General features: G+C 49.4%; 24 protein-coding genes. 4 read left to right on the top strand and 20 right to left on the bottom strand.

Annotated features, from left to right (window positions below):
- Positions 1–7: 7 nt before the first annotated feature.
- The 10 genes from C7R94_RS06410 to C7R94_RS06365 all read right to left on the bottom strand — a co-directional run bounded on the left by C7R94_RS06410 (position 8) and on the right by C7R94_RS06365 (position 9,662).
- Positions 8–1,282 carry a TRAP transporter large permease gene (locus C7R94_RS06410; RefSeq protein ID WP_106654925.1) on the bottom strand — a complete coding sequence of 425 codons (1,275 nt, stop codon included), beginning with the start codon at positions 1,280–1,282 and terminating at the stop codon, positions 8–10.
- A 7-nt stretch (positions 1,283–1,289) separates the two neighbouring features.
- Positions 1,290–1,757 (bottom strand): TRAP transporter small permease, encoded by a 468-nt coding sequence (locus C7R94_RS06405; RefSeq protein ID WP_106779218.1) that lies wholly within the window; start codon positions 1,755–1,757, stop codon positions 1,290–1,292.
- A gap of 64 nt (positions 1,758–1,821) precedes the next feature.
- Entirely contained in the window at positions 1,822–2,877 is a 1,056-nt protein-coding gene (locus tag C7R94_RS06400; protein WP_106779215.1) for a TRAP transporter substrate-binding protein, read from the bottom strand.
- 29 nt (positions 2,878–2,906) lie between these two features.
- Entirely contained in the window at positions 2,907–3,677 is a 771-nt protein-coding gene (locus C7R94_RS06395; RefSeq protein WP_106779212.1) for an SDR family oxidoreductase, read from the bottom strand.
- A complete protein-coding gene (locus C7R94_RS06390) occupies positions 3,674–5,098 on the bottom strand; it encodes an aldehyde dehydrogenase family protein (RefSeq protein ID WP_106779210.1) in 1,425 nt (474 codons plus the stop codon). The genes C7R94_RS06395 and C7R94_RS06390 overlap by 4 nt, the downstream gene beginning before the upstream one ends.
- 20 nt (positions 5,099–5,118) lie before the next feature.
- Positions 5,119–6,195: a tartrate dehydrogenase gene (locus C7R94_RS06385; RefSeq protein WP_106779207.1), complete on the bottom strand. Its 1,077-nt coding sequence runs from the start codon at positions 6,193–6,195 to the stop codon at positions 5,119–5,121.
- Between the two features lie 428 nt (positions 6,196–6,623).
- Positions 6,624–6,854, bottom strand: a complete 231-nt coding sequence (locus C7R94_RS06380; protein ID WP_106779205.1) for a hypothetical protein — start codon at positions 6,852–6,854, stop codon at positions 6,624–6,626.
- 376 nt (positions 6,855–7,230) lie between these two features.
- Positions 7,231–8,958: a sigma-54-dependent Fis family transcriptional regulator gene (locus C7R94_RS06375; protein WP_106779203.1), complete on the bottom strand. Its 1,728-nt coding sequence runs from the start codon at positions 8,956–8,958 to the stop codon at positions 7,231–7,233.
- A gap of 106 nt (positions 8,959–9,064) precedes the next feature.
- Positions 9,065–9,454 (bottom strand): hypothetical protein, encoded by a 390-nt coding sequence (locus C7R94_RS06370; protein ID WP_106779201.1) that lies wholly within the window; start codon positions 9,452–9,454, stop codon positions 9,065–9,067.
- A gap of 7 nt (positions 9,455–9,461) precedes the next feature.
- Entirely contained in the window at positions 9,462–9,662 is a 201-nt protein-coding gene (locus C7R94_RS06365) for a helix-turn-helix transcriptional regulator (RefSeq protein WP_047070021.1), read from the bottom strand.
- A 296-nt stretch (positions 9,663–9,958) separates the two neighbouring features.
- Here C7R94_RS06365 and adh point away from each other — a divergent pair, with 296 nt between their 5' ends.
- Positions 9,959–11,479: an aldehyde dehydrogenase gene (gene adh, locus C7R94_RS06360; RefSeq protein ID WP_106779198.1), complete on the top strand. Its 1,521-nt coding sequence runs from the start codon at positions 9,959–9,961 to the stop codon at positions 11,477–11,479.
- Positions 11,480–11,482: 3 nt separating this feature from the next.
- Positions 11,483–11,833 (top strand): DUF779 domain-containing protein, encoded by a 351-nt coding sequence (locus C7R94_RS06355; protein WP_106779196.1) that lies wholly within the window; start codon positions 11,483–11,485, stop codon positions 11,831–11,833.
- A 58-nt stretch (positions 11,834–11,891) separates the two neighbouring features.
- Here the strand turns inward: C7R94_RS06355 and C7R94_RS06350 are convergent, their stop codons facing one another.
- Both C7R94_RS06350 and C7R94_RS06345 read right to left on the bottom strand, forming a co-directional pair.
- Positions 11,892–13,505 carry a DEAD/DEAH box helicase gene (locus C7R94_RS06350; protein WP_106779194.1) on the bottom strand — a complete coding sequence of 538 codons (1,614 nt, stop codon included), beginning with the start codon at positions 13,503–13,505 and terminating at the stop codon, positions 11,892–11,894.
- A gap of 18 nt (positions 13,506–13,523) precedes the next feature.
- A complete protein-coding gene (locus C7R94_RS06345) occupies positions 13,524–14,150 on the bottom strand; it encodes a class I SAM-dependent methyltransferase (RefSeq protein WP_106779192.1) in 627 nt (208 codons plus the stop codon).
- A gap of 168 nt (positions 14,151–14,318) precedes the next feature.
- Here C7R94_RS06345 and C7R94_RS06340 point away from each other — a divergent pair, with 168 nt between their 5' ends.
- Positions 14,319–15,011, top strand: coding sequence for a response regulator transcription factor (locus C7R94_RS06340; protein ID WP_106779189.1), 693 nt, complete (start codon positions 14,319–14,321; stop codon positions 15,009–15,011).
- Complete coding sequence (locus tag C7R94_RS06335; protein WP_106779187.1) at positions 14,989–17,142, top strand: sensor histidine kinase; 2,154 nt, start codon at positions 14,989–14,991, stop codon at positions 17,140–17,142. The genes C7R94_RS06340 and C7R94_RS06335 overlap by 23 nt, the downstream gene beginning before the upstream one ends.
- 65 nt (positions 17,143–17,207) lie before the next feature.
- On the opposite strand, the gene C7R94_RS06330 is transcribed toward C7R94_RS06335, so the two are convergent.
- From C7R94_RS06330 to C7R94_RS06295, 8 genes are all read right to left on the bottom strand, one after another.
- Positions 17,208–17,471: an HPr family phosphocarrier protein gene (locus tag C7R94_RS06330; RefSeq protein ID WP_106779185.1), complete on the bottom strand. Its 264-nt coding sequence runs from the start codon at positions 17,469–17,471 to the stop codon at positions 17,208–17,210.
- Between the two features lie 28 nt (positions 17,472–17,499).
- The gene (locus C7R94_RS06325) at positions 17,500–18,339 is read right to left on the bottom strand and encodes a Cof-type HAD-IIB family hydrolase (RefSeq protein ID WP_106779183.1); all 840 of its coding nucleotides are present in this window, start codon (positions 18,337–18,339) and stop codon (positions 17,500–17,502) included.
- Positions 18,340–18,352: 13 nt separating this feature from the next.
- Positions 18,353–19,675, bottom strand: a complete 1,323-nt coding sequence (locus C7R94_RS06320) for a 6-phospho-beta-glucosidase (protein WP_106779180.1) — start codon at positions 19,673–19,675, stop codon at positions 18,353–18,355.
- Positions 19,672–19,998, bottom strand: coding sequence for a PTS sugar transporter subunit IIA (locus tag C7R94_RS06315; RefSeq protein WP_047070034.1), 327 nt, complete (start codon positions 19,996–19,998; stop codon positions 19,672–19,674). The genes C7R94_RS06320 and C7R94_RS06315 overlap by 4 nt, the downstream gene beginning before the upstream one ends.
- An 11-nt stretch (positions 19,999–20,009) precedes the next feature.
- Positions 20,010–20,756, bottom strand: coding sequence for a chitin disaccharide deacetylase (gene chbG / locus C7R94_RS06310; protein ID WP_106779177.1), 747 nt, complete (start codon positions 20,754–20,756; stop codon positions 20,010–20,012).
- Positions 20,757–20,777: 21 nt separating this feature from the next.
- Positions 20,778–22,127 carry a PTS cellobiose transporter subunit IIC gene (gene celB / locus C7R94_RS06305; RefSeq protein ID WP_106779175.1) on the bottom strand — a complete coding sequence of 450 codons (1,350 nt, stop codon included), beginning with the start codon at positions 22,125–22,127 and terminating at the stop codon, positions 20,778–20,780.
- Positions 22,128–22,134: 7 nt separating this feature from the next.
- A complete protein-coding gene (locus C7R94_RS06300; protein ID WP_015893830.1) occupies positions 22,135–22,437 on the bottom strand; it encodes a PTS sugar transporter subunit IIB in 303 nt (100 codons plus the stop codon).
- Positions 22,438–22,642: 205 nt separating this feature from the next.
- The gene (locus C7R94_RS06295; protein WP_106779173.1) at positions 22,643–25,321 is read right to left on the bottom strand and encodes a sigma-54-dependent transcriptional regulator; all 2,679 of its coding nucleotides are present in this window, start codon (positions 25,319–25,321) and stop codon (positions 22,643–22,645) included.
- Between the last annotated feature and the right edge of the window lie 147 nt (positions 25,322–25,468).

Below are 25,468 nucleotides of genomic sequence, written 5' to 3'. Positions count from 1 at the left end.
CCCTCCGTTACTTGCTCAAGTTGACAAGGAATAAGCTGATTTCTGGAATGTAGGTGATGAGCATCAAATCGACGATCATGATGACCAAAAACGGGATCACCGCTCGCTCAATCTCCGTATTCTGGAGCTTCGCAATATTTCCTGCTACCAACAAATTGATCCCAACAGGCGGCGTCAGCATTCCGATCGCGGAGTTGACGACCATGATCACCCCGAATAGCACCGGATCAATGCCCAAAGAATTCGTGATCGGCAGCAGGATCGGTGTCAGGAGAATGATCGTAACCGCCGTTTCCATGAACGTCCCCAAAATGAGCAGCAGGATGTTAATAATGAGCAACGTGATGATCGTGCTGTCAGTAATCCCCAGCATGAATTGCGCAATTTCCTGTGGGATGTTTTCCCTCGTCATCAGATAGCCAAATGCATTGGCGGTCGCGATAATAAGCATGATGACCGCTGTCATGCTGGCAGAGCCCGCGAAAATTTCCCCCAAGTCCCTCCACTTGATCTCCCGGTAGACGAAAAGCCCGACAACCAGACCGTAAATAACGGCTACTACTGCTGCTTCTGTTGGAGTAAAGATAGCTCCGTAAATACCACCAAGGATAATGATCGGCATGAGAATCGCCAAAATGGCGTCCTTGAACGCCTCCCATATCTCTTTTGGCGTATGCTTCTCTCCGCCACCCCAGCCGTTTTTCTTACTGATCCAATACGAGTACAGGATCAGCGAAATCGCTACGAGAATGCCCGGTCCAATCCCGGCAATAAACAAGTCGCTAATCGAGGCACTTGCTGCTACCCCGTACAAAACCATCGGCACACTTGGAGGAATCATGACACCGATCGTTCCACCTGTTGCATGCAAGGCCGCAGAAAACCGGACATTATACCCTTTTTTGACCATGTGCGGGATCAAAATTCCCCCTACGGCTGCCGTTGTCGCGGCAGAAGAACCCGATATCGCCGCAAAAAAAGTACAACCCATGACCGCCACGATTGCCAATCCTCCAGGCAGGTTCCCGACAATCGTATTCGCAAAACGGATCAGCCTAGCCGAGATTCCGCCTGTTTCCATCAGCTTTCCTGCCAGGAGAAAGAACGGGATCGCCATCAGCGGGAAGGAGTCTGTCCCGTTGAACATTTTTTGAATGACAACCAGAAGAGGGATGTTGCCCTCCAGCATAAACACGACAACGACGGATAACCCCAGTGCCACTCCAATCGGCACATTCAGGATCAGAAGCACCAACAGTGTTAAAAACAGAATCGTACCCACAATCTGGTCACTCCTTCCCGGTAATGTCTTTCCATGTCACATGGATCACGTTCATGATGAGCAGAGCACCACTGATCGGAATCACCATGTATACATAGCCCATGGGAACGAGCAGAGTGGGTGAGGTTTGGGTCATGCTTCTCGCAGACAACAAATAGCCTTGCTGAACCATGACGAGAAAAAAGACCAGACTACACAAAGCGGCAATGACCAGCACTAGCTTGTTCATGCGAGGCGACAAGTACTTTTGAATGTATTCCGTACCGATATGTGCTTTGATCGACATTGCGTACGCTGATCCCAGAAACGTGATCCAGATCAGCAAATACCGAGCCAATTCCTCCGTCCAGGCCAAGGGCTGGTCGAGCAAAAAACGGAAAAGCACCTGCAGGAAGACAGCGATCACCATAATAGCCAGAAGGGCAATGATGAAAAAACGAAGGATGCTGTTTATTTTGGAAACAAGGTTGCCCACACACAATCTCCTTTCGCAGGAAAAAGGGGAGAAAAGCCAGAGTGGCTCCTCTCCCTTCTGCCGTTTATTTTGTATTTACAATTTGATCCACCAGCTCTTTGCCAAACTGTCCGGAAAATTTGTCATAGACAGGCTTCATCGCATCGCGGAAAGCTTGCTTATCCACGTCCTCGGTAATGACTACCCCTTTTGCTTTAATATTCGAGATAGCCTCTTCTTCCATCTTGATCATCAACTCACGCTCGTATTGACCCGCTTTCTTGGCTTCCTCGGCAAGAAGTTGCTGGATATCTGGCGGGAGCTTATCCCATACAGGCTTGCTGAACAAGATCATCGCTGCTGAGTAGACATGCCCGGTGAGGGCCATTTGTGTTTGCTTGGATTCATATAGCTTGTAGGTTTGTGCGACAATCGCCGGATTTTCCTGGGCATCAACGACTCCTTGTTGCAACGCCGTCAGCGCCTCTGTCCAAGCCATCGGGGTCGGCTTCGCTCCCAATGCTTCGAATGCAGCCAGATGGATCGGGTTTTCCTGTGTGCGTATCTTCAACCCTGCCACATCCTCCGGCTTTTTGATCACCTTCGAGCCGTTTGTAATATGGCGGAAGCCGTTTTCAGCCCAAGCCAGCCCGACCAGATTGGCGTTTTCCAAATCCTTGAGTAGGTCTTTTCCGACTTGTCCGTCGAGTACCTTGTACGCTTGCTCACGGCTCTCAAACAAGAACGGAAGATCCAGCACGCCAAGCTTCGGATGGAAGTTCATCACCGGCGCAGTCGAGGTAATCGACATATCCGCCGTTCCAAAGGTCAGCGCCTCTGTCAATTCACGCTCCGCTCCCAGCTGGCTCAGCGGATACACCTCAATTTTCACTTTTCCGCTCGAGCGCTTGTCGACATCCTCGGCCATTTTTTTCAGTGCCAAATGGTATGGATGATCCTCCGTCAGTGAATGCCCTGCTTTGAATACATAGCTTTGTCCGTCACTTTTCGGCGCTTCTGTTCCCCCGGCTTGTCCCGCAGGCGGGGCAGTCTGTTGACCGCCTCCTCCTCCGCACGCCGCCAGAAATAAAGACACAGACATGATGCTCGCTAGCACGAAGCTCCCCTTCTTCCGAAACATGCGATAGTACCCCCTGTTAATTCTTTTGTTTAGATCCCTCTTCCACCGTCTACATTCATGACCTCGCCCGTGACAATTTTGGATAGATCAGAAGCCAAATAGAGAGCCGCCTGCGCGATATCCTCCGGCTGAATCAACATGCCCAATGGAACACTGCTGATGAAAATATCTTTTTTCCCGGCCTCTACTTGCGCTTCATCTCCATTGATAAACTTACCCAGCATCGGCGTCTCTGCCGGCCCTGGATTGATGACATTGACCCGGATTTGAAAAGGAGCGAGCTCAATAGCCAGTGCCTTGCTCAACATGATAGCGGCCCCCTTGGACGCGCAGTACGCATTCAGCCCCGGACGGGCTCTGATCCCGGCAATCGAAGCGATGTTGATGATGCTGCCTTTCCCCTTCTCCTTCATGTGGGGAACCGCATGCCTTGTCGTCAAAAAGACCGACTTCGTGTTCACAGACATGATGCGATCCCATTGCTCCAAGGTCAGCTCCTCAATGGGGGTAAACGCTTGGGGGACACCCGCGCAGTTGACCAGGACATCGACCGAGCCGTACACTTCGAGCGTTTCCTTCACGAGAGCAACGACACTCGTATCGTCTGCCACATCCGTTTGCACCGCATGACCTTTCCCTTGTGGCAGCTCTTGAGCGACTGCTACTGCCGCTTCTTTGTTCAAATCAGCCAGAATGACGTTGGCTCCCTCGGACGCAAAAAGCATCGCAATGGCCTTGCCCATTCCTGACGCTGCCCCTGTTACAATCGCCGTTTTTCCTTGCAAAAGCTGCCCATTCATAGGTTGATCACCACCATTCGCTCTTCGGTCATCTCTTCGACTGCGTAACGCGGACCTTCCTTGCCCAGCCCGCTGTTTTTGATTCCGCCGTACGGCATGACGTCATTGCGGTAGGTCGATACGTCGTTGATCACCACGCCACCGTACTCCAGCACACGCGCCGCTTTCATCGCGACGTTCAAATCACGGGTAAAAATCCCTGCCTGCAAGCCGTACTCCGAATCGTTGGCTTGTGTAAAAGCATCTTCAAGGTCACTGTACGGAATGATCGTGACGACGGGCGCGAACACTTCCCGGCAAACCACCTTCATCTCTGGCCTTGTATCCACCAACACAGCAGGATAGAAGAGTGCCCCTTCCCGTTTGACAGGCAGAAGCGATCTGGCCCCTTGGCTAATCGCTTCCTGTACCCATTCCTCAGTGCGACTCGCCTCTTTTTCACTGATCATCGGACCGACATCCGTGTCCGGATCTTCCGGGTTCCCTACCTTTAACTGATGGACATGCGAGATATACAAGTCACTGAACGCCTGCATAACCGATTCATGCACGTAAATGCGCTGGACAGCAATGCACGCTTGACCAGCATTGTGAAAGCTGCGAGCGGCTGTTTGACGGGCTGCCAGCTCCAAATCTGCATCAAGGTGCACGATATTGGGAGAGTTGTTGCCCAGCTCTAGCGCGACGGGACGCATGCCACTTCGCTCCTTGATGCGGCGACCGACTTCTCCTGACCCGGTAAAGGTGTACATGGCGATGCGCTCTTCATCCAGCAGCCATTCCCCTACCTGACTGCCTGCCCCCGTCACGATATTTACATAGCCTTTTGGCAGGCCCGCTTCCTCCAGGATCTCCACCAACAAAAAGGTTGCGATAGGCGTGACTGTAGCTGGCTTAACGACCAGCGTATTTCCTGCGGCTAGCGCTGGCGCGATCTTGTGCGTGCTGAGCAGCAAGGGATAGTTAAACGGCGTAATGGCACCAATCACTCCCTTTGGCACCCGAATGGTAAAGCCAAGACGGTTTTCTGAGCCTTCCGTTGCTTGCAGCGGAATCATTTCCCCGTGAATTTTCTTGGCTTCCTCTGCTGACAAGCGCAGTGTATTGATCGTCCGATCCAGCTCATTCATCGCGTCCTTGCGCGTTTTGCCCACTTCGCGAATCAAGGATCGCTCCAGCTCGTCCCGGCGTTCCTCCATTAGCTCAGAGGCTTTCAGCAAAATTTTGTATCGTTGAAAAGGAGTCAATTTATCTGTCTTAAACGTCTCCCACGCAGCTTCCACCGCTTCTGTTACATGCTGCTGCTCTGCCTTGGCAATACGCGCGATGCACTCGCCCGTGTACTTGTGAAGGACGGGAATGTAGCTCTCGGCTTTCACCCATTCTCCACCGATGTACAAATCATACGATCTCGCTTCCATGTCCTCTTCCTCCCTCATATTTATCTCGCTGTTTGATAGATGTGGCGAACGATTTCGTCTCCCAATTCTTTCGTTGTCGCCGTCCCCCCAAGATCAGGAGTGAGCACCTTACCATCTTGCAACACGTTTTCGATAGCGTTCATGATGACAGCACTGAGCTCTGGCAGATCGAGATGATCCATCATCATGGCGATGCTCCATACCTGTGCGATCGGATTGGCGATTCCTTTGCCCGCGATATCTGGCGCAGAGCCGTGAATGGGCTCAAACATGGAGGGGTACTTGCGCTCCGGATTGATGTTCGCAGAAGGAGCCAAGCCCAAACCTCCAACGATTGCCGCCCCGAGATCAGTCAAAATGTCCCCAAACAAGTTGCTCGCGACTACGACGTCAAACGTTTCTGGTCGCGTGATGAAATAGGCAGCGAGTGCATCGATGTGATACAGATTGGTCTGGATTCCCGGGTATTCCTGACTGACTTCCTTGACGATCTCATCCCAAAACGGCATGGAATGGTTGATGCCATTGGACTTCGTTGCTGCGGTCACGCTCTTTTTCGAACGCTTTTCCGCCAGTGCGTAAGCGTACTTGAGGATGCGCTCTGTGCCATACCGGGTAAATACGTTGTTTTGCACCGCCATTTCGTACGGTGTACCCTGATGCATCCGCCCGCCCATATTGGAGTACTCACCCTCTGTGTTCTCCCGCACCACGACGAAATCGAGATCGGCATGCCCCTTATAACGAAGGGGGCTTTCCAGACCTTTTAGCAGCTTGACCGGACGAAGGTTCACATACTGCTGGAATGCCCGGCGTATAGGCAAAATCAACTCCCACACAGAGACATGATCAGGAACCTCGGGCGCACCGATTGCACCAAGCAGAATCAAATCATAGTCTTTTAAAATGTGGAGTCCATTCTCCGGCATCATTTTGCCGTGTTGGAGATAGTAGCTACAGTTCCAATCCATGACATCACGGGCAAACCGAATGCCGCCGTGACTCTCTTCTATGGCACCTAACACCTTCAGGCCTTCTTCCATGACCTCGGGGCCGATTCCGTCCCCTGGAATTACTGCAATGGAATAGTATTGCAACGGTCTCCCTCCTAAAAATCTAAATTTTTTGACTTTATACCGCACTATCCACTTGCATGATTAATGCCAAGCTCCGTATCATGCACCCTGACCGGATAAAAGTCTTCCATCCGTTCCACTCCATGCATCACTCGAATGGTGACATTGCAAGATAACGCAACAAAATGTTGCAACACCCATTGCAACATTTGTTCACGCCAAGCGACATTGTCTTACTTTTATTTCCAAATGGTGATTTTATCGAATTCTCCCGCCATGCCACAAACTGTATTCGAAAAATGACAATTGCTGTAAGCTTGCGACCCAAAATTACTCGTATCTCGGCTGTACCCCTAGATGTGCTACGGCTTTCCTTTGATGGAAAAGAAACAGCAACCATTCATAAATCCGGTTGCTGTTGTATCTCTCATTTTGGTTACTCAACATAACTATGTACAACATTGTGCTACTTTCAATTCATCACTTCTTCTTATCCATAAAGATCCGTCTTCTTTAATCATATAATCAATTTTATTACTCTTTAAAGCTTCTATCTGCTCTGAAGATGGTCCATCAGAGTATCTATAGTAATCATTTCCAGTCCCCACATATAAAAATCCAAATACTAGCACCATAACTATTGCTGTTGCAGCCAAAGACACGATTAATTTATTCTTCATAAATATCACCTTCTTTCAAAAAGGAGAATCAGGAATGATTATTCCTGATTCTCTTTTTTCTTACGTAATAGGGGGAAGATCTTGATCTGCATAATCCTCTTCTTTACCTGTAAATCTCATTATCGGTCATCAGCATGCCAGAAAACGGCCAGTTACGTCCGCTAAGGTCATCAGGAACGACGAAAATACATGTCCGCTAATGCTAAGCGTATAAATCGGTCAAACTGTTGGCGCTACCCCTTTGAACACAAAAAAACCCGACCGAAGTCGCCCTCAAAAAACATGCTTTTTGAAATTGCTCCAAATAGATGCAATCACCATTTTTTGTAAGTGTGTGACCCAGAATTACTCGTATCTCGGATGTACGCCATTATGACTATTCCTGATTAATCGGTGCCCCAATCTGGTATTCTTCTATTTTGCGATACAAGGTATTGCGTCCGATTTGCAGCATTTTGGCCGCTTTGCTTACATTACCGCCACTTTTCTCGAGCGCCTTTTTGATCGCTTTTCTCTCTGTTTCTCGCAACGAAGGAATGTCATGATCCGCAGACTCAGACGTATCGGCTTCCATCAATCCCTCCAACTGGATGTGATCGCAATCAATGTTGTTCCCCTCTGCCAAAAACACCGCTTGGATCAACACACCTTGCAGTTCCCGGATATTGCCCGGCCACGAATAAGCACACAGCTTGTCCTTTGCCTCCGTGGTCAGTGTGTACGCTTGTTCCGTGTCGATCTGCTGCAATAGATGCTCCGCCACCTGGATGATATCACTGCGCTTTTTCAACGACGGCAAATGAATGGTGACCCCTTTGAGCCGGTAGTACAGATCCGCCCGAAAACGTCCCGCCTTGATCTCCTCTGACAGGTTTCGATGCGTAGCGGCAATGATCCGCGCATAAATCGGGCGGGATTGATTGCTCCCCACCGGGGTGACGACCTTTTCCTGCAAAACGCGCAGCAGTGCCGCTTGCGCACGCAAAGACATATCCCCGATCTCATCCAAAAAGATCGTGCCTTTTTTCGCCGCTTCAAACTTTCCGATTCTTCCTTCTCGATGTGCTCCTGTGAATGACCCACTCTCATATCCAAACAATTCACTCTCGACCAAATTTTCTGGAATTGAACTGCAGTTCACTGCGATAAAAGGCTCATGCGCACGCGGACCTGTCTCATGGACCATCTGAGCGAATAGCTCTTTTCCCGTACCGCTTTCCCCCAAAATGATCACAGGAAAATCTACCAGAGCCGCCTTTTGTCCGAGCATCTTTGCCTGCAAGAAGAGCGGGCATGAACCAGCTAGACGCGGAAACGGCTTTAGCTGGACTTTGGGTGCCGCAGACCAAAAACGCGGACGATGATCTTTTACATGACGGCCAGCACGCTCTTGCTCGGCACTTACCCCAGTTCCCAAGGCTTCCTTTCCAAGCTGCTGCTGCGCGGCCTCATTTAAGCCCACGATACGCTCGTCCCGATCCAAGCCGACGAGTGCCAGCTTCCCTCGACCATCTCCTGGGCGTGTTGAAGTTGGCAAGGCAATCACGCGCTCCGCATCTGCTAACAAAAAGCGGTTTTGCAGAGCCTCTGCGATCATGCAAGCAATAGTTAGGGCAAACGGGTGGGAATATTCTTTACGCGTACTAATGTCAATGATGCCCAATAGCTCACCCGCTGGTGAAAAAATAGGCGCCGCCGAGCATGCAAGAAAGCGATTTTCCAAAAAGTAATGCTGCTCTCCCTGTATCTGAATCGGTTGTTGTGCGATCAGTGCTGTCCCAATTGCATTGGTTCCTTTGTAGTCTTCTGTCCAGTTCGCTCCGATTTGCAGCTGTACTTTTTGTGCCTGATTGGCGAAGACCGGGTCCCCGATCGTTTGAATAATATTTCCTTCCCGGTCAGACAGGAGTGCGATGTGCTCTGTCGATAACAAAAAGGGAGCAAGCTTGTTAAACAGCGGGAGACTTTCACGAATCAGAGGGTGATTATCTTGAATGATTTCTTTGATTCGTCGGGCAGAAATGATTTGATCATTGACCTTCTCCGTAGCCTTGAGGTTCGATTCCTGACAGCGCTTCCAAGATTGCTGAACAATCGTCGACAACACGATTCCCTCCCCCAAAAATCATTCCCTCTCAGTATAACATGAGAGTCTTTGCTATAGAAAAAACCAGTCGAACCACGAGCACATTTGTCCGACTGGCCGCTATTTATCTGAACTTCCGCGAATAGAAAAATTCCGTAATTGGCGCCACAATGAACGTCAAACCGACGACAACTGCCAACGGAATATTTTGAATGTCATTGAGTGCAGTAACCCCTTCCGACAAGAACAGGACCGCAGCAGACAGCACCATAAGCGCATAGTATCCGATTCTCGCACTTTGCGTCTTGATATGCTTGTCCAATTCGTCACTTTCACTGTATTTCCCGCCCTCGTAGTCTCCCCAGGTGATTGAGTTCAACAAGTACGACAGTGCAATGCAACCGAAAATGATTGTGCTTACATCCAGCATCTCATAACGAACCCACCGATAGCCTCCGTGCCCTGCAATCGCCAACAATAGGATGGATGAAACAATCACGTTGAACTTTTTCATAGCTTCTCTACTCCTCACTGTATGGTTGAAACAGCTCGTCAATCGTTACCCCTAAATTGCTCGCCAAATCAAAAGCCAATTGTAGGCTCGGGTCGTATTTGTTGTTCTCGATCGCATTGATCGTCTGTCTGCTAACCTTGCACAGCTCAGCCAGCCTGCCTTGCGAGATGTTCCCTTTTTCTCGAAATTCCTTTATTCGATTTTTCATGGAGTTGTTCACCTTCCATTTACAGGTGGGTGTAAAAAACCTTTTACATCCAAACTATAGAGCAAGACAACGAGATATGTCAAACATGTTTTACACCCCTAGCCGTCATCGGTCATTTTCCGACAGATATCCACTCCGTTGTCCCAATACGGAACACAACATGATCCATTATGGAACAATTTCTACCCTCATCTGCTCAAGAAAACGCTGTCATTTCGAGCTTTTTCACGTTGGTACGAGACTTGCTTTTAGAGAGGACTGTAAAGAAATATGTGATAAATGAGGAGGCGCTCGCAATGATCTATGCTCAGCCCGGCCAAGCCGGCTCCAAGGTGACTTTCAAAAATCGTTATGAAAACTACATCGGGGGTAATTGGGTTCCGCCAGTAAAAGGTGAGTATTTCGAAAACGTATCACCTGTAACAGGCAAGGTTTTTTGCGAGGTAGCCCGCTCGACAGCCGAAGATATTGAGCTGGCACTGGACGCTGCCCATGAAGCAAAAGACGCGTGGGGCCGTACCTCTGTTGCACAACGCGCGAATATTTTGTTAAAAATCGCGGATCGGATGGAAGCAAATCTGGAGATGCTGGCAAACGCAGAGACGTGGGAAAACGGCAAGCCCGTTCGTGAAACACTCGCGGCCGACATCCCGCTGGCGATTGACCATTTCCGTTACTTCGCCGGAGCAATCCGCGCTCAAGAAAGTACACTCGCCGAAATCGATAACGATACGGTCGCTTACCATTTCCATGAGCCACTCGGTGTCGTTGGTCAAATCATTCCTTGGAACTTCCCGCTCCTCATGGCTACTTGGAAGCTGGCTCCAGCCTTGGCAGCGGGCAACTGCGTCGTCCTCAAGCCAGCGGAGCAAACTCCTGCTTCCATCTTGGTGCTGATGGAGCTGGTCGGCGACCTGCTCCCTCCTGGTGTCGTCAACGTCGTGAACGGCTTCGGTCTGGAAGCGGGTAAACCTCTCGCTTCAAGCAATCGCATCGCAAAAATCGCCTTTACGGGTGAAACGACGACAGGTCGCTTGATCATGCAATACGCTTCCCAAAATATCATTCCGGTGACGCTGGAGCTGGGCGGAAAATCGCCAAACATCTTCTTCCCGGATGTGGCTGCAAAAGACGATGCCTTCTTTAACAAAGCCATTGAAGGATTCGTACTGTTTGCGCTCAACCAGGGCGAGGTTTGCACATGCCCATCCCGCGCGCTCATCCACGAAAGCATCTACGACCAATTTATGGAGCGTGCCCTGCAACGCGTAGCCAATATCAAGCAAGGAAATCCGCTCGATACAGATACGATGATCGGCGCACAGGCTTCCTTGGAGCAGGTAGAAAAAATCCTCTCCTACCTGGATATCGGCAAACAAGAAGGAGCCGAATGCCTGATTGGAGGATCTCGTGCACAGCTTGCAGGTGAACTCGAGGGCGGCTACTACATCCAGCCAACTGTCTTTAAAGGCCACAACAAGATGCGTATCTTCCAGGAAGAAATCTTCGGTCCGGTCGTCTCCGTAACGACCTTCAAGGATACAGAAGAAGCGCTCGCCATGGCAAATGATACGCTGTATGGCTTGGGTGCTGGTGTATGGACACGCGACACGAACACAGCCTACCGCATGGGCCGCGAAATTCAGGCTGGTCGCGTTTGGACCAACTGCTACCACGCTTACCCGGCTCACGCAGCGTTTGGCGGCTACAAAATGTCCGGTATCGGCCGCGAGACACACAAAATGATGCTGTCTCACTACCAACAAACGAAAAACCTGCTTGTCAGCTACAGCGATCAAGCTCTGGGCTTCTTTTGATCAATGAGCCAGCTAGAAAAAGTGCTCGCGACAGATGCTGCACTGGCATTGATTGAACGGCTACGCACCAAACACGGTGACCTGATGTTTCACCAATCAGGGGGCTGCTGCGATGGCAGCTCTCCCATGTGTTACCCGCTCGGAGAATTTCTCGTGGGTGAGCAGGACGTCCTGTTGGGTGAGATCGGTGGCTGCCCGTTCTACATGGGCAAAGCGCAGTATGAGTATTGGAAGCATACGCAGCTCATCATTGACGTCGTGAATGGGCGGGGCGGAATGTTTTCACTGGAAGGACCCGAGGGGGTACGCTTCCTCACACGTTCACGGGTATTTCCGGACACGGAACCGGAATAAAAGGAAGACCGCTCCTGCCTTTTTACTGGCTGGAACGGTCTTTTTTTTGCTTAGATGGCTATCTCGATTTTTTGCGAGTGGTACGTTTTGCTGGAGCAGTGCTTGCTCGATTGCCTTGTTTTGCATTCGGACGGGCGGAACTGCGTTGTGCAGATACTGGCTTCTTGCTAGAGCCGTTAGACTTGCGATCAAAACCACTTGCTGCTCGGTTTCCTTCCTTCGGCTTACGTCCAGTGCCGCTTGCTGCTCGGTTACCGTCCTTCGGTTTGCGATCAAAACCGCCTGCTGCATGGTCACGTTCCTTCGGTTTGCGATCAAATCCACCTGTTGCTCGGTTACCGTCCTTCGGCTTGCGATCAAAACCGCCGCTCTTTTGTTGACGCCCTTCCCCATCTCTTCGGCGTTCCCCCGAGCCTTGCTGTCTTCGCTCAGCTGGCTTCCCTTTGCCTCTACCTTGCTTGTCCCCGCGACGCTCGTCCTTCCCGGATCGATCAGACTCAGACCTTTGCTGTCTTGTCTGTTTCTTTTGATCACCTGGTTCCCCACGATCCATTTCACGCCTCTCCAGAGACAGTTTGATCCCTTCTTCAATCTCTCTTAGCTGCCCCCAATCCTTCGCCGCTACCAAGGTAAAAGCGGTCCCTTTTTCCTTGGCTCGCCCCGTTCGACCAATCCGATGTATATAGCTGTCCACATCTTCAGGAATGTCGTAATTGAACACATGCGTGACACCCTCCACATCAAGCCCGCGCGCTGCCACATCCGTTGCGACCAGAAACTGAATTCTTGCCTCGCGGAATCGCTTCATGACATCCTCGCGTTTCGCCTGCGACAAATCGCCGTGCAGCTCGTCAGAAATATAACCGAGACCTTGCAGCGCAGCATTCAGCTTACTCGCTCTGCGCTTCGTCCTGCAAAAGATCACTGCGAGAAACGGACGTTGTTCATCAAGCAAACTGCATAGCGTAGCTTGTTTTGCACGGTCTGTCGTCTCCACCACGATTTGGCGAATATCGTCTAGCGTGATGCGTTTGCCCTGAACTTTGATATTTTCTGGCTTTTGCATAAAGCGCTTTGCCAGTGATTGCACCTGTTCCGACATGGTGGCCGAAAACAGCATCGTCTGTTTATCGAATGGAGTTTTCGCCATAATATCCTCTACCTCTGGCAAAAAACCCATATGGAGCATTTGATCAGCCTCATCCAGGACAAACATCGACACCTGTGATAAATTGATCGTCCCTCTCCGCAGATGATCCAGTAAACGCCCCGGCGTAGCAATGACCACTTGTATTTTTCCTGCCAGCTTTCTCAGCTGTTGATTGACGTCTTGTCCACCATACACAGCAAGCACATGGATATCATCCAGCTTTGCTACGAGCTTTTTCACCTCTGCCGTGATTTGCAGAGCTAGCTCCCGCGTAGGCGTCAAAATCAATGCCTGAACATGCGTAGCTTGCGGATCAGCTTTTTCTAGGATCGGAAGGACAAAAGCAAGCGTCTTACCTGTTCCCGTCTGTGCTTGTGTGATTACATCTTTACCTTCGAGCACGACTGGAATTGCTTTCTCCTGAATCGGTGTCGGTTCGGTAATCCCGTTTTCTTGTAGCGCGCGTATCAATTCCTTGCGAATTCCTAATCTCCAAAAATCAGCCAGTTTCGCCATCTCCATTCTTGAATCAACCCGTAATTATTTCGTACAAACTGCCATGCCGATAAAGTATCGCACGCCATCGCGAGGTGTTTTTTCAAACGTAACGCCTCTCTGATAGTACATATCCACGTCAGAATAGCGTACAAACAGCTCCGCGAATTCTTCCGGCGTCAGCTGATGAACATGGAAGGGCTCACTCGTCTCTTTGCCCCGCCCTCTGCCAAATGGACTGGACAGCACAAGCGTACCGCCTGGTTTCAGCATCCGATACAAGTTATCCATAAACAGCAGATCGTCTGCGACATGTTCAATGGTCTCAAAGCTCAAAATCGTGTCAAACAACCCCAATTGCTCGGGTAGCGCCGGATCAAGCGCGTCACCCTGCTGATATGTAATCTTTTGATGGTTGTATTCCCGATTGGCATACAATATCGTCGCCTCATCGTTGTCGACTCCGATCAGTTCTGTCAGCTCTCGTTTTCGATCCTTTGCGATCATATGACATCCGTAGCCAGTACCGCAAGCGATGTCCAACACTCTGCCTTTTACATAAGGAGCAGCAAAATAATATCTGGCTATGTGCTCCAACAGCATGCCATTCGTAGGTTTTAACAGCTTGGGGATGATTCTCTCCCCTGTCCATTCCAGCAAAGCAATCACCAATTTCCTCTTATTCTTCCTCACATCTTACCTTATTTATCGGCTTGATCCTATCAGCTAGCATTTCCCGAACGCAGTTTATTAAGAAATTTGTAAGACATTTCATTACTGTTTTGTTAGAGCTGGGCGTTAAGATAGTACTATGAATGCATTCATAAGGTGGGACGAATCATGACCAAATATCAAGTCCTCGTAGTCGACGACGAGGCTGAAATCCGCGACGCAATCGAAATCTATCTCAAAAATGAATCCATGACCGTATTCAAGGCTAGCAATGGACTGGAAGCGTTGGAAGTACTGGAGAATGAAGAGATCCAACTGATCCTGATGGACATCATGATGCCTAAAATGGACGGAATGACCGCCACCTTTCAAATTCGCCAGAAAAAAAACATCCCGATCATCATGCTGTCTGCCAAATCAGAGGATACCGATAAAATTCTCGGGCTCAACATCGGTGCCGATGACTATGTAACGAAGCCTTTTAATCCCTTGGAGCTCATCGCCAGGGTCAAATCTCAGTTAAGACGTTTTACCAATCTGGGAAGCGCTCAAATGACAGAGGATGAGGTTCAGGTACGCGGCTTGACCTTGAACAAGAGTACAAAAAATGTAGCGATTGACGGTAACGAGGTCAGGCTGACTGCTACCGAGTACAAAATCCTGGAGCTGTTAATGGAAAACAAAGGCCGGGTGTTTTCGATCGAGGAAATTTATGAACGGGTCTGGAGAGAGCCCTATATGAACGCGGAAAACACGGTCGCTGTCCACGTGCGGCGCATTCGGGAAAAAATAGAAATCAACCCGAAGGAACCTAAATACTTGAAGGTGGTATGGGGAATTGGATACAAAATCGAAAAATAAGCGCTTTGCGGTGCCCGTGCTGATCGTCCTAATCGTGAGTATTTCGCTCGCTCTCCTGACGATGGCCGATCTCTACCATAAACGCGAGAATCTCCATGAGGATAATTACTTTCAAAGCTCAGGCTTCAATCGTGAATTAGAGACATTTGCCGAGCTGGTGAAAAAGGTTCATGTAGATTATGCAGAATTCACTCCAGGAAAGCTGGACGAGAAGACAGCCAACGAACTAAAAAAAGAGCATGAGGAAACCCTCCGAACGATTAAAGAAGATAACCCGCTCTTAGATTCGATAAAACAGGCAAAAAGTGAGGGTGACAACGAGAGAGTCGCCCAATTAACGGAAGAATATTCACAAAGCTTGCAAGAAAACATCGCAAAAGCAACGTCGCATTATCAGGAGCAGGTGAACAACAGAATCGCCGAAAGAGATAGCGAGTACGCGGAACAAAAAAACAGCCTCACCTTGCGAAGCGGCTCCTTCAAATACTACGTCACCGATAAAAAGAACAACAAAGTTTACACCAATCTCGCGCAAGAACCTACAGAATGGGAACTAGCCCGATATGCGCGCTATACAATCAACCTCCCTAATACGAACGGGGATTTGGAAAGAATCAATCGCACTTATCAACTGAATCAACTAAGCGGTATCTTTTATGTCCCAAAAGAACCAGACGGATATAGTCAGGTCCACGCAGATGCCCTTTACTACGATTCCATTCGGGAGCGGCTGATTGGCGAGTTTGTCTTGCTTACGGTTACTCTCCTTATCATTGCTTTTAGCTTTTTATACTTGCGAACAGGCAAACCGGCGGAAGTGCCTATTGTCACAAAAAGCATGGCTCTGTTCCGCCTTATCCCGCTGGATATTCGGATGGGTCTGTTGTTCGTACTTGGAATTACGTACTTCCTTATGTTGGCGAACCTGCGCTTTTTCTTCTTGCCGATTGAAGGTGAGCATATCTTTACCCTTGCGTTCGTATCCTTGTTCACCGCTTACCTGCTTTTACAATTGCTGGAGGCGCGGCTCATGTACAAAGAACCTGAGAGATTCTTGCAACAGTGGCAAAAGAGTATCTTCGCCAGACAACGTGTCCTTCTGAAAGAAAGCTACACCAATCGTGGCATGTTCTTCAAAGTATCCACGTTGTTCATCCTGACTGTTATGTTTGGAATGAGTATCGGTTTCGGATTCGTCGCCCTAATCGAAAGGTCTGGTGGCTTACTGTTTTTCAGCTTTTTGTATGGCATGTTTTACATGATCGTGGTTTTCCCATACTCGCTTAGACGCTTGGGACTGATGAACCGAATCATGCAAGGTGCCTCCGAAATGGCTGGAGGCAATCTGAACACTACGATCCAGAAGGTAAAAAAAGGGAAGTTATCTGATCTCGCGCACTCTCTCAACAACATCACAAAGGGACTCAAGCACGCGATGGAAGAGCAGATGAAGAGCGAGCGCATGAAATCCGAATTGATCACCAATGTTTCTCATGATTTAAAAACACCGCTGACGTCGATTATCAACTACGTTACCTTACTTAAGCAGGAAGATTTGACACCTGAGGAACGCAAGAACTACGTCGATGTCTTGGATCGCAAAGCAGATCGACTGCGCGTCCTCATCGATGACCTGTTTGACGCAGCTAAAATGTCCAGCGGTGCGGTGGAACTGAATATCGAGCAAGTGAATGTAGCCTCCCTGCTCAACCAATCCATCGCAGAATTCAGTGACAAAATCGAGCAATCGACGCTCACTTTCCGCGTAACAACGGAACAGCCGAAGATCATCGCACCTCTGGATGGCAAGAAAACATGGCGTGTATTCGAGAATCTGATCGGCAACGCCCTGAAGTATTCCATGCCGAATACACGCGTCCTGATCCATTTGGCAGAGACACAGGACGAGGTTATCCTGACGTTCAAAAATGTCTCCGCCTACGAAATCGACTTTGACGCACAGGAACTGTTTGAACGGTTCAAACGCGCTGATCAATCCCGTCATACCGAAGGCTCTGGCCTCGGCTTGGCTATCGCAAAAAGCATCGTAGAGCTGCAAGGCGGCAGGCTGTCTATCGAGATTGACGGCGATTACTTCAAAGTCATGGTCGTATTCAGCAAGCACCCATAAGGATCAATTAGGAAAGCCAGTGCCCGATCGTCAGGCACTGGCTTTATTACGTGGTTTTCTCCCTATTAGATGGCAAAGTTCCTTTCAAATAGGGCCTCAATACTGGCAGCCACTTCTTGCTCATCGGCCCCCTCCACCTCAAACATAATTTCATCTCCGGTCTTTACCCCCAGAGCCATTACGCTGAGGATGCTTTTGCCATTAGCCTGCTTGTCATTGTAGATCATCTTGACCGACGAGCTATACTGATTGAGCAGGTTCACCAAGACAGAAGCAGGGCGAGCATGGAGACCTCCACTCACGGCTACCTCAAGATTCATTCGGATCAATTTCACGCCTCCCTTCCTGTCTGAATGCTCACAGAAAAAACTTCCTAATGACTTCTGCTACCCCATGCCGATCGTTCGTTTCCGTGACATGCCGAGCCAGCTGTTTCAGATCATCAGGAGCATTGCCCATCGCCACACCCATTCCGGCGAATTGGAGCATCTCTGCATCATTGTAATTGTCGCCTACAGCAACGATTTCGTCTGGCTGAATCGCAAGCCTCTCACTCACTACCGCAAGACCACTAGCTTTGGAGATGCCCACAGGCAATATTTCCAAATTATTCGAGCCTGATGCCGTCACGCGAATCCCCGGAAGCTCGGCTTTCTCCAGCTCTTGTCTTGCTGCCAACAGACGTTTCTCGTCGCCCGTGACGAATATTTTCGGAGCGCACACTTCATGTTTTTGGACGTATCCGGCTATCAACCGCGAAGCCTGGATTTTGAGCGGGTATTGATTTTTCCAGAGCTGGCGCAGTGTCCAGGCATTTAACAGCGGAAAAAAGTCCGTCCACTTCCACGTGCGATTTGTGACAGCATAAGACTCATGCAGCAACATGACATCCAAGCCATGCGATACGAGTATATCTGTAATCCTCGCCGCTATCCCATGCGGAATACGCTGAACATACAGCACCTGGTCCGTCTTGGGATCTGCGACGTATGCGCCATCATGGGAAACAAGTGGTGCGCTGATCTGGAACTGCTGCGCCAACGATTTGGCCGAAGGGTACGCCCTGCCGGTTGCCAGTGTGACGTGGACTCCTTGCTTCACTAACTGGCTGATGGCCCGCTCTGTTACTTTGGATAAGGTATGGTTCGACATCAAAATCGTTCCGTCCACATCTAAAGCGAGGAGTTTGTATTTCACACGAGTCCCATCCTTATGTGACGGGCTTGAAAAACTGGGGCAGATGCTCCTTGTGCGCCTCCAGCATCTCATCGAGTATTTTTTTGGCGATCACATCAGACGGCACCAGCGGATTAATATTCATCGCCAATAGCGCCTTATGGTAATCACCCGTTACAGCAGCTTCAGCTGCCACTCGCTCAAACGATTTGATTTGCTGTACGAGTCCACGCACCGGAACAGGCAAGTCACCAACAGCCAAAGGAATCGGTCCTTCTCTTGTAATGACGCAGTTCACCTCGACTGCCGAATCATCCGGAATGCTGGCAATCGCTCCATTGTTGCGAACATTTACCGTTTGGATATCGCGCTTGTCGTTGTAAATGGAGTAAATGAGATTGCAGGCAGCCTCGCTGTAATAGGCCCCGCCGCGTTTCTCCAACTGCGGAGGCTTGATATCCAAGTCTGGGTCTTCATAGAGCGCAAACAGCTCTGCTTCCACCTGCTTGACCACCTCAGCCCGCGTCCCCTTCTGCTCCGCTTCTTCCAGCTCATGCTCAAGCATCGTGCGGGTCTGGTAGTAGTAACGATGATACGGGCACGGGAGAACACCCAATGCTTTGATGAAATCTTTATCCCAGCCAAGGTCCAAAATGTTTTGCATCGTAATGCCGGATTGGTCTCCCGTTATTTTATCGATTACCTGGGAAATGACGTTTTCCCCATCCAGGTACACACCCAGTCCGAAGATCATATGATTCAGTCCGGCAAAATCAATATGAACCCGTGATTGTTCGACGCCTAAAACAGTGGCAACACCCATTTTCATCCCGATGGGAACATTGCATAGTCCAATGACCTTTTTGCGGTTGGTATACCGCAGCACTGCCTCTGTGACCATACCAGCCGGATTCGTGAAGTTAATCAGCCAAGCATCTGGACATAGCTCTTCCATGTCACGACAAATGTCCATAATGACCGGAATAGTACGCAAGCCTTTGAACAAGCCGCCGGGACCATTGGTTTCCTGACCGATCACCCCGTATTTCAAAGGAATCCGCTCATCCTTGATTCGCGCATCCAACAGACCCACGCGCATTTGTGTCGTAACAAAATCTGCGCCTGCAAGTGCTTTTCGCCGATCCTGCGTCAAATGGATCTCGATAGGCACCCCTGCCTTTTCTACCATCCTTTTTGCCAGGGCACCTACTGTTTGCAGCTTTTTCTCGCCCTCTGGAATGTCAACCAGCCACAATTCTCGCACGGGCAATTCATCGTAGCGCTTAATGAAGCCCTCCACCAGCTCAGGTGTATAGCTAGACCCTCCACCGATCGTTACAATTTTGATTCCGCTCATACTCCTGCCTCCTTGCCTGCATGGATTTGGCTGTACAGCTCAACAAACTCCGTAGCCAAATCCTTGACTGTTATCGCGTTCATCAAATGATCTTGGGCGTGAATCATGAGCATGCTGATCTCAGTTTTTTCGCCCGCTATCTCCTTCTGGATAAGTGCCGTTTGATTTTGGTGTGCACGACTGAGCTCTTCTCCTGCACGCTTCAACGCGTCCTCTGCACCTGACAAGTCTCTATTTTTAGCCAGAGCGATCGCTTCCATTGCCAGACTCCGCGCGTTTCCTCCGTGAAGGATTAGTTGAAAAATAACGTCTGTATGGTCCATTCTATCTCCACCTATCCAAGTTCGCTAAAAGTCACGAGCTGTATTTTTTGATCACGAATGTACTGCTTTAACTCTGCTGCTGTTAAGATTTTCAATTCTGTGGTTCGTTGCTTTGCGTATGAACTGCCTGTCAGTAGCGCTTCGTCCAAATAAGCAGGGTGCGTCATAATCTCCACTACAGGATAATCTGCCATATCCTCTACGATCTTGACGAAGGATTGTACGGTTAGGTCGTCTCCATAAAAATGATGAGAAAAGCCTTCTGTCGTCAAAACACTCGATTGGTCTCGCTGCTCCTGTGTCCCGGACATCCACGGATAGCGAACTGGAACCCTATATTCTTCTGCCAGCTTCAGAACAATCGGCAAAACGGCTGGATGTGCATGTACATGGTGATGGCTGTCGATATGCGTCAGCTTGAGCCCCGACGCCACGAACCTCTCCAATTGAGCCCGCAGCTCCCGCTCGATCTCCTCCGGTGCAGCAGAAATTAAATGATCTTGCCCGCGTCGAAAACGTCCCTCTCCATCCGTTAGCGTTGGCACATCCTGACTGACTGGCGATCCGCATGTGAGTACCAGATGAATGCCTACTCCGAGCGATGGATGTTCTTTGGCCAGCCCTACAGCGTGCTCGAACCCCTGCATATTGACCATCAAGGTCGCAGAAGTAACGACTCCTTCCCGATGTGCTTCGACAATGCCCAGATTGACGCCTTTGGAATACCCAAAATCGTCTGCATTCACAATCAATTTCATAGACAGCCTCTCCTCTAGCGATTACATAGTCACAGCTGTATCGGAAGCAGTACCAGCCTTTTCTTCACTTACCTTTTGTTTATCCCACAAGCGGAAGAACGGGTAATAAATCGCGAGCGAGATGAGGAAGTTCACCGCTTGAAGAACCATCCCCGATACTTTTCCGCCCGTAGCCAAATATCCACTGACAAATAAAGGTGTCGTCCAAGGAACAGATACTCCGCTTGGCTTTGCTACCCATCCGAGGGACATCGCAAAATAGCTGATAATAACCAATATGACAGGGGTAAACACAAACGGAATAATCAAGAGCGGGTTCATGACGATCGGCATTCCGAAAATGACCGGTTCATTGATGTTAAACAAACCAGGTCCGATCGAGAGTCTACCAATGTTTTTCATCTGTTTGCTTCGCGCCATGAATACCATCAGGACAACGAGAGCCAAAGTGGCACCTGATCCCCCTGCATATATCCACATGTCAAAAAATTGCGTGGTGACGACGTTTGGCAATTCACCGTTCGGATTGGCCTGAAATGCCGCTCTGTTCTGGTCCATCAGTGTCAGCCAGATGGGACTCATAATGCCGCCGACTATCGCCGCACCATGCAAACCAACAGCCCAGAGTATATGAATAAGCAACACGCAGATGATGGCGCCAATCAAGCTGCTTCCGACCACACTCAATGGTCCGACAAGCAGATCTTTTACAATATTATGAATACTTTCAAAGGAGGTGTTTTCCAGCAGAATCCGAATCAGCCAGACAACGATAAGCACAGCGCCCGCAGGAATCAATGCCACAAAAGAGCGGGAAACAGCAGGAGGGACTCCGGGTGGCATGGAGATGACGATTTTCATTTGGATGATCTTACGATAAATCTCGGTTCCTAAAATCGCCAATATCATGGCTACAAACAATCCCTGGCTACCCATCAGCGTAACTGGAATGACTCCGCCTACCTCTTGGGCTGCACTCGCTCCCTCAGGGGTGAACATTACCTTATACGGAGTAGCGAGCAAGAAGGAAGCAACAGAAATCGCTCCAGCCGACAGCGGATCGACCTTGTATTTCTCTGCTAGTCGGTAGGCGACGCCAAAACTGACGATCAATCCCATGATGTCAAAAGTAGCGCCTACCGGATACAGCAGCTTCGTCCGCCATTTTTCGCCGAAAACTCCGCTCATGAATTCGTCATAACCAGGTATCGGTATGAAGCCAATGATGAGGAACAGTGAACCAATGATCAACAAAGGCAAAGTAAGGATAATTCCGTCACGAATGGCCTGCAAATGCTTTTGTTCCGCCATTTTTCCTGCTATCGGCATCATGCGGTTTTCCATAAATGAAATAAATCCGCCCACACGCATCCCCCTCCTACTGTTTTAGACGAAGTGCAAACTCAAGCACGTTTTTCCCGTTCAACGTTCCGTAATCGACCGTGCTGATTACGTCTACAGGAATTCCTCTGGATGCCCCTTCTTTTTTCATCTCTGTCAGCTTGTAACGAACTTGAGGCCCCAACAAGAGCACTGCTGCTTGATCGATATGATTTTTGACTTCATCTGCGGAAACTGCCCATATTTTTGCGTCCAACCCTTTTTCTCTGGCAGCCTCCTCCATTTTTTGAACCAGCAAGCTTGTCGACATACCCGCTGCACAACACAATAAAATATTCATTGTACCCCCTCCTCTCAACGAGTGATGCCTTACTGTAAGAGCAAGTTGCGTGCCAAAACACCAAAAAATGTATGCGCTTACCGAGGAAACCGCATGGTTAGTCATATTTCGCAACCTCATTGCCTGCCATCCCCATTAGTGTTTTTATGTAAGCGCTATAGTGTTTGATTTTGAATATGGAAAAGTCCAAAAAATAAAACACTGGTTACGCCAGTGTTTTATTGTGTATGAAGAAATTCATGATAAAACAAACGTCGTCTTCGCTGATTGCTACCTCATACTTGTCTTCCAGCGGCAATAATTCATGTCGGATTAAGCCGTACAGCTTGCGATTCTCCTGCAGAAAGCTTTCTTTTTGAATATACGCCACGGATTGCGCCCCTGCTTTCAAACGATCTACCAAGCAGCAAATATGCAAGTAGGCCCCAATTCGCGTGTCAAAAACCAAATAATTGTTCAATCGCTCCTCCATACGGCCGACACACATCCTCACGTCTGCGAGAATATCTTGTCCCTCTACCATTTGCAGGTGCTCCCCCAGCGACTCTTGCATCTTCAGGTAGGCCTCTTCCAGATCGATTACTTGCTGGATATCAGACATCGCCTCTCCGTTCAAAACATCGTCCATGCTATGGTGGCGCAGCTCTCGGTCGAGAATGTAATTGCTCACCACGAAGAGAATTTTTCTCTCCTCCTTGATTTTTCGAAGCTGACTGCGTGCCTGTGCCTTATCGATCAGTTGCAGCGGCACAAATTCCAGCAGGTTATCATCGTATCGGAGCCTCGATTCCAGCAGCTTTTTCAAAAACAAGGCACTGCCTTCCCCAGACAGGCAGGCAGCGACGATCGTCAGCGCCGGAACATGCTTTTGCACCTGCTCCTTCGGCTGCTCCTCCCGCTGATAGAGCGAAATGCCCAAGACATCTCGGTAAACATCCTCCAGTGAATGACCGAGCATGGCCTTTCGAGTCGCTTCAATCACATGCGGCGTGCTGACCATCGGAATGACCTTGACCGGAATGCCAATCTCCCGCTCAATAATTTCGCCAAAGCCGAGCAGCGACCCCATATCCACGAGCAACAGCAATCCAGCCTTGCTCCCGATCTCTCTGGCTACTTTCAATGCTTTTTCCAAAACACTCATGGAATCTTCCTCAAGCGGCAGGTCAATGGCTCTCGCATACTGTGTGACCAGCAATCGGTTCGTCACATCAACCATCGCTGTCGCACCGCCACTGCCGTGCGTAATAACGAGCACCCCGATTGTTTCCCGTTCTTCCTCCATGCTGACATCGTCGAGCACGAAAAACATGGTCAAATATCCAGCCTCACCAATCGGCAGATCCATGAGTATCGCTTCTTCTATCATGCGCACGCACTCTAGCGCCACTGCAAACTCTTTCTTGTATTTGATTCGCACATGGTTGATTTGCGGATTTACGATCTGCTTGCCTTGCGCGAGGCGCTCCTTCGACGTCTGAATATGCAGCGCGAGACCAAAGATTACCTTCTGGCTCAAAATCTTCTCCAGCTTGGCCTCTGCGAAGCGAACGATCTCTTCCACGAGGTGAATGATGAACGGGTCGATAATCCGGGCCATATCGCCCTTATTCACGCGTTGGTGGACACCTTTGATAAAGGTCGTAAAATAATTCTCGATGTCAAACTCCAATTCTTCCTCACTTACACCGAGGTTTTGCAGCTCATATATTTTTTGCTCGATTTTTTCATAGACACTATCCGTCGTATCCCCTGTTTCTCGCCCGATCCAGATGCCCTCTTTTGATGGCTGCACGACAAAGCAATTGTGCTCCGTCCCAATGATTTCATCTAACTCCTGCTTGTGATCCTTCACCAAAAGCAACCCTTGCTTGACATGATGCGGTAGGTCCTGAACCGACACGTGCAGCTGATTCTTTTTTAACGAAATGAATTCGGCATAGGCGCTGGCGCAGGTGAGCTGAATATCTGTTTTTAGCTGTCCAATGTTGTTCGGGCAGTGATAGCACAAGAATGCCTGCACAGCATTGGCCGATATCTGAATCTCTCTCCCCAATCGAAAAGCCTCTTCTTGAAAAATTTCCATCGTAATACTAAAGCGCTCTTCCAAGCCACGCTCAACCAAAGACGGCAGCTTGATGACCATGGGAATGCGCCTCATAAACGTTTTTAGGAGACTCGACTCCGGATTTTCTGTCGTGGCCATCACAATCTGGACGTGAGCCGTCCGCTCCATCTCTGTTTCCCCTACGCGGCGGAATATGCCCTTATCCATAAAGGTAAAAAAGATTTCCTGTCCTTCAGCAGGCAACCGATGCACTTCATCGAGAAATAGAATGCCACCGTCTGCCTTTTCCACGAGTCCTTTGCGGTCCATCTCCGCTCCGGTGTACGCCCCTTTTTTGACTCCGAACAATTGACTGATTAAGAGCTGCGGGTTGTTGGCATAATCGGCACAGTTAAAAATCACGAAAGGAGCATGCTTATCCAGGCGTCCAATATCAACGGCAAACTCGTGAATCATCCCGGCAAACCACGATTTTCCCACACCCGTCTCTCCCAAAATCAAGCAATGCATCCCTCGCGGCGGATACAAAACGGCCGCCTTTGCCTGCTCGATACGCGTGATCAAGCTCTTGTTGGTTTTCGCCAGTCTGTCCAGCGACGTCTCCGCCAAATAGAGCGAATCATTTCCTTGCTTGGCAAAAAACAGCGTTGGACGCCCTTCTTCCTTCTCGATTCGGCCTTCCTTCCACAACCGGTTCAAATCACTGCTCACATTCGCTCGACTCAAGCCAAGCCGCTCAGCCAACTCAGAAGCGCTTACTTTTTTATCAGGACCAGCGTCTATTAACGTCTGGAATATTAAATCTAATCGTTTCACTCTATCACCCACCGTTGAATAGATAGAAAGTCACGAAATGCACTACCAGTCCTTTTCAATTCCACGAGTATTTGGAAAAACCTGCTTGCTGCTTTTCCCCCTCCCCCGTTTTTGTCCCGATGATTTATTTTTCCGTCTCCTTTCCCT

Origin of the sequence: Brevibacillus sp. NRRL NRS-603 (assembly GCF_003013445.1) — a bacterium.
Lineage (GTDB): Bacteria > Bacillota > Bacilli > Brevibacillales > Brevibacillaceae > Brevibacillus > Brevibacillus formosus.
The sequence above is the reverse complement of the archived record's forward strand: the minus strand, read 5'-3'. Positions and strand labels throughout refer to the sequence as shown.

Excerpts from the sequence above, each read along its gene's own strand:
- C7R94_RS06380 (WP_106779205.1), bottom strand. The coding sequence starts at position 6,854 with ATGAAGAATAAATTAATCGTGTCTTTGGCTGCAACAGCAATAGTTATG.
- C7R94_RS06315 (WP_047070034.1), bottom strand. The coding sequence starts at position 19,998 with ATGGACCATACAGACGTTATTTTTCAACTAATCCTTCACGGAGGAAAC.
- C7R94_RS06320 (WP_106779180.1), bottom strand. The coding sequence starts at position 19,675 with ATGAGCGGAATCAAAATTGTAACGATCGGTGGAGGGTCTAGCTATACA.
- C7R94_RS06390 (WP_106779210.1), bottom strand. The coding sequence starts at position 5,098 with ATGGAAGCGAGATCGTATGATTTGTACATCGGTGGAGAATGGGTGAAA.
- adh (WP_106779198.1), top strand. The coding sequence starts at position 9,959 with ATGATCTATGCTCAGCCCGGCCAAGCCGGCTCCAAGGTGACTTTCAAA.
- C7R94_RS06300 (WP_015893830.1), bottom strand. The coding sequence starts at position 22,437 with ATGAATATTTTATTGTGTTGTGCAGCGGGTATGTCGACAAGCTTGCTG.
- C7R94_RS06355 (WP_106779196.1), top strand. The coding sequence starts at position 11,483 with ATGAGCCAGCTAGAAAAAGTGCTCGCGACAGATGCTGCACTGGCATTG.
- C7R94_RS06365 (WP_047070021.1), bottom strand. The coding sequence starts at position 9,662 with ATGAAAAATCGAATAAAGGAATTTCGAGAAAAAGGGAACATCTCGCAA.
- C7R94_RS06350 (WP_106779194.1), bottom strand. The coding sequence starts at position 13,505 with ATGGAGATGGCGAAACTGGCTGATTTTTGGAGATTAGGAATTCGCAAG.
- C7R94_RS06370 (WP_106779201.1), bottom strand. The coding sequence starts at position 9,454 with ATGAAAAAGTTCAACGTGATTGTTTCATCCATCCTATTGTTGGCGATT.
- C7R94_RS06395 (WP_106779212.1), bottom strand. The coding sequence starts at position 3,677 with ATGAATGGGCAGCTTTTGCAAGGAAAAACGGCGATTGTAACAGGGGCA.
- C7R94_RS06340 (WP_106779189.1), top strand. The coding sequence starts at position 14,319 with ATGACCAAATATCAAGTCCTCGTAGTCGACGACGAGGCTGAAATCCGC.
- celB (WP_106779175.1), bottom strand. The coding sequence starts at position 22,127 with ATGCGTGTGGGCGGATTTATTTCATTTATGGAAAACCGCATGATGCCG.
- chbG (WP_106779177.1), bottom strand. The coding sequence starts at position 20,756 with ATGAAATTGATTGTGAATGCAGACGATTTTGGGTATTCCAAAGGCGTC.
- C7R94_RS06400 (WP_106779215.1), bottom strand. The coding sequence starts at position 2,877 with ATGTTTCGGAAGAAGGGGAGCTTCGTGCTAGCGAGCATCATGTCTGTG.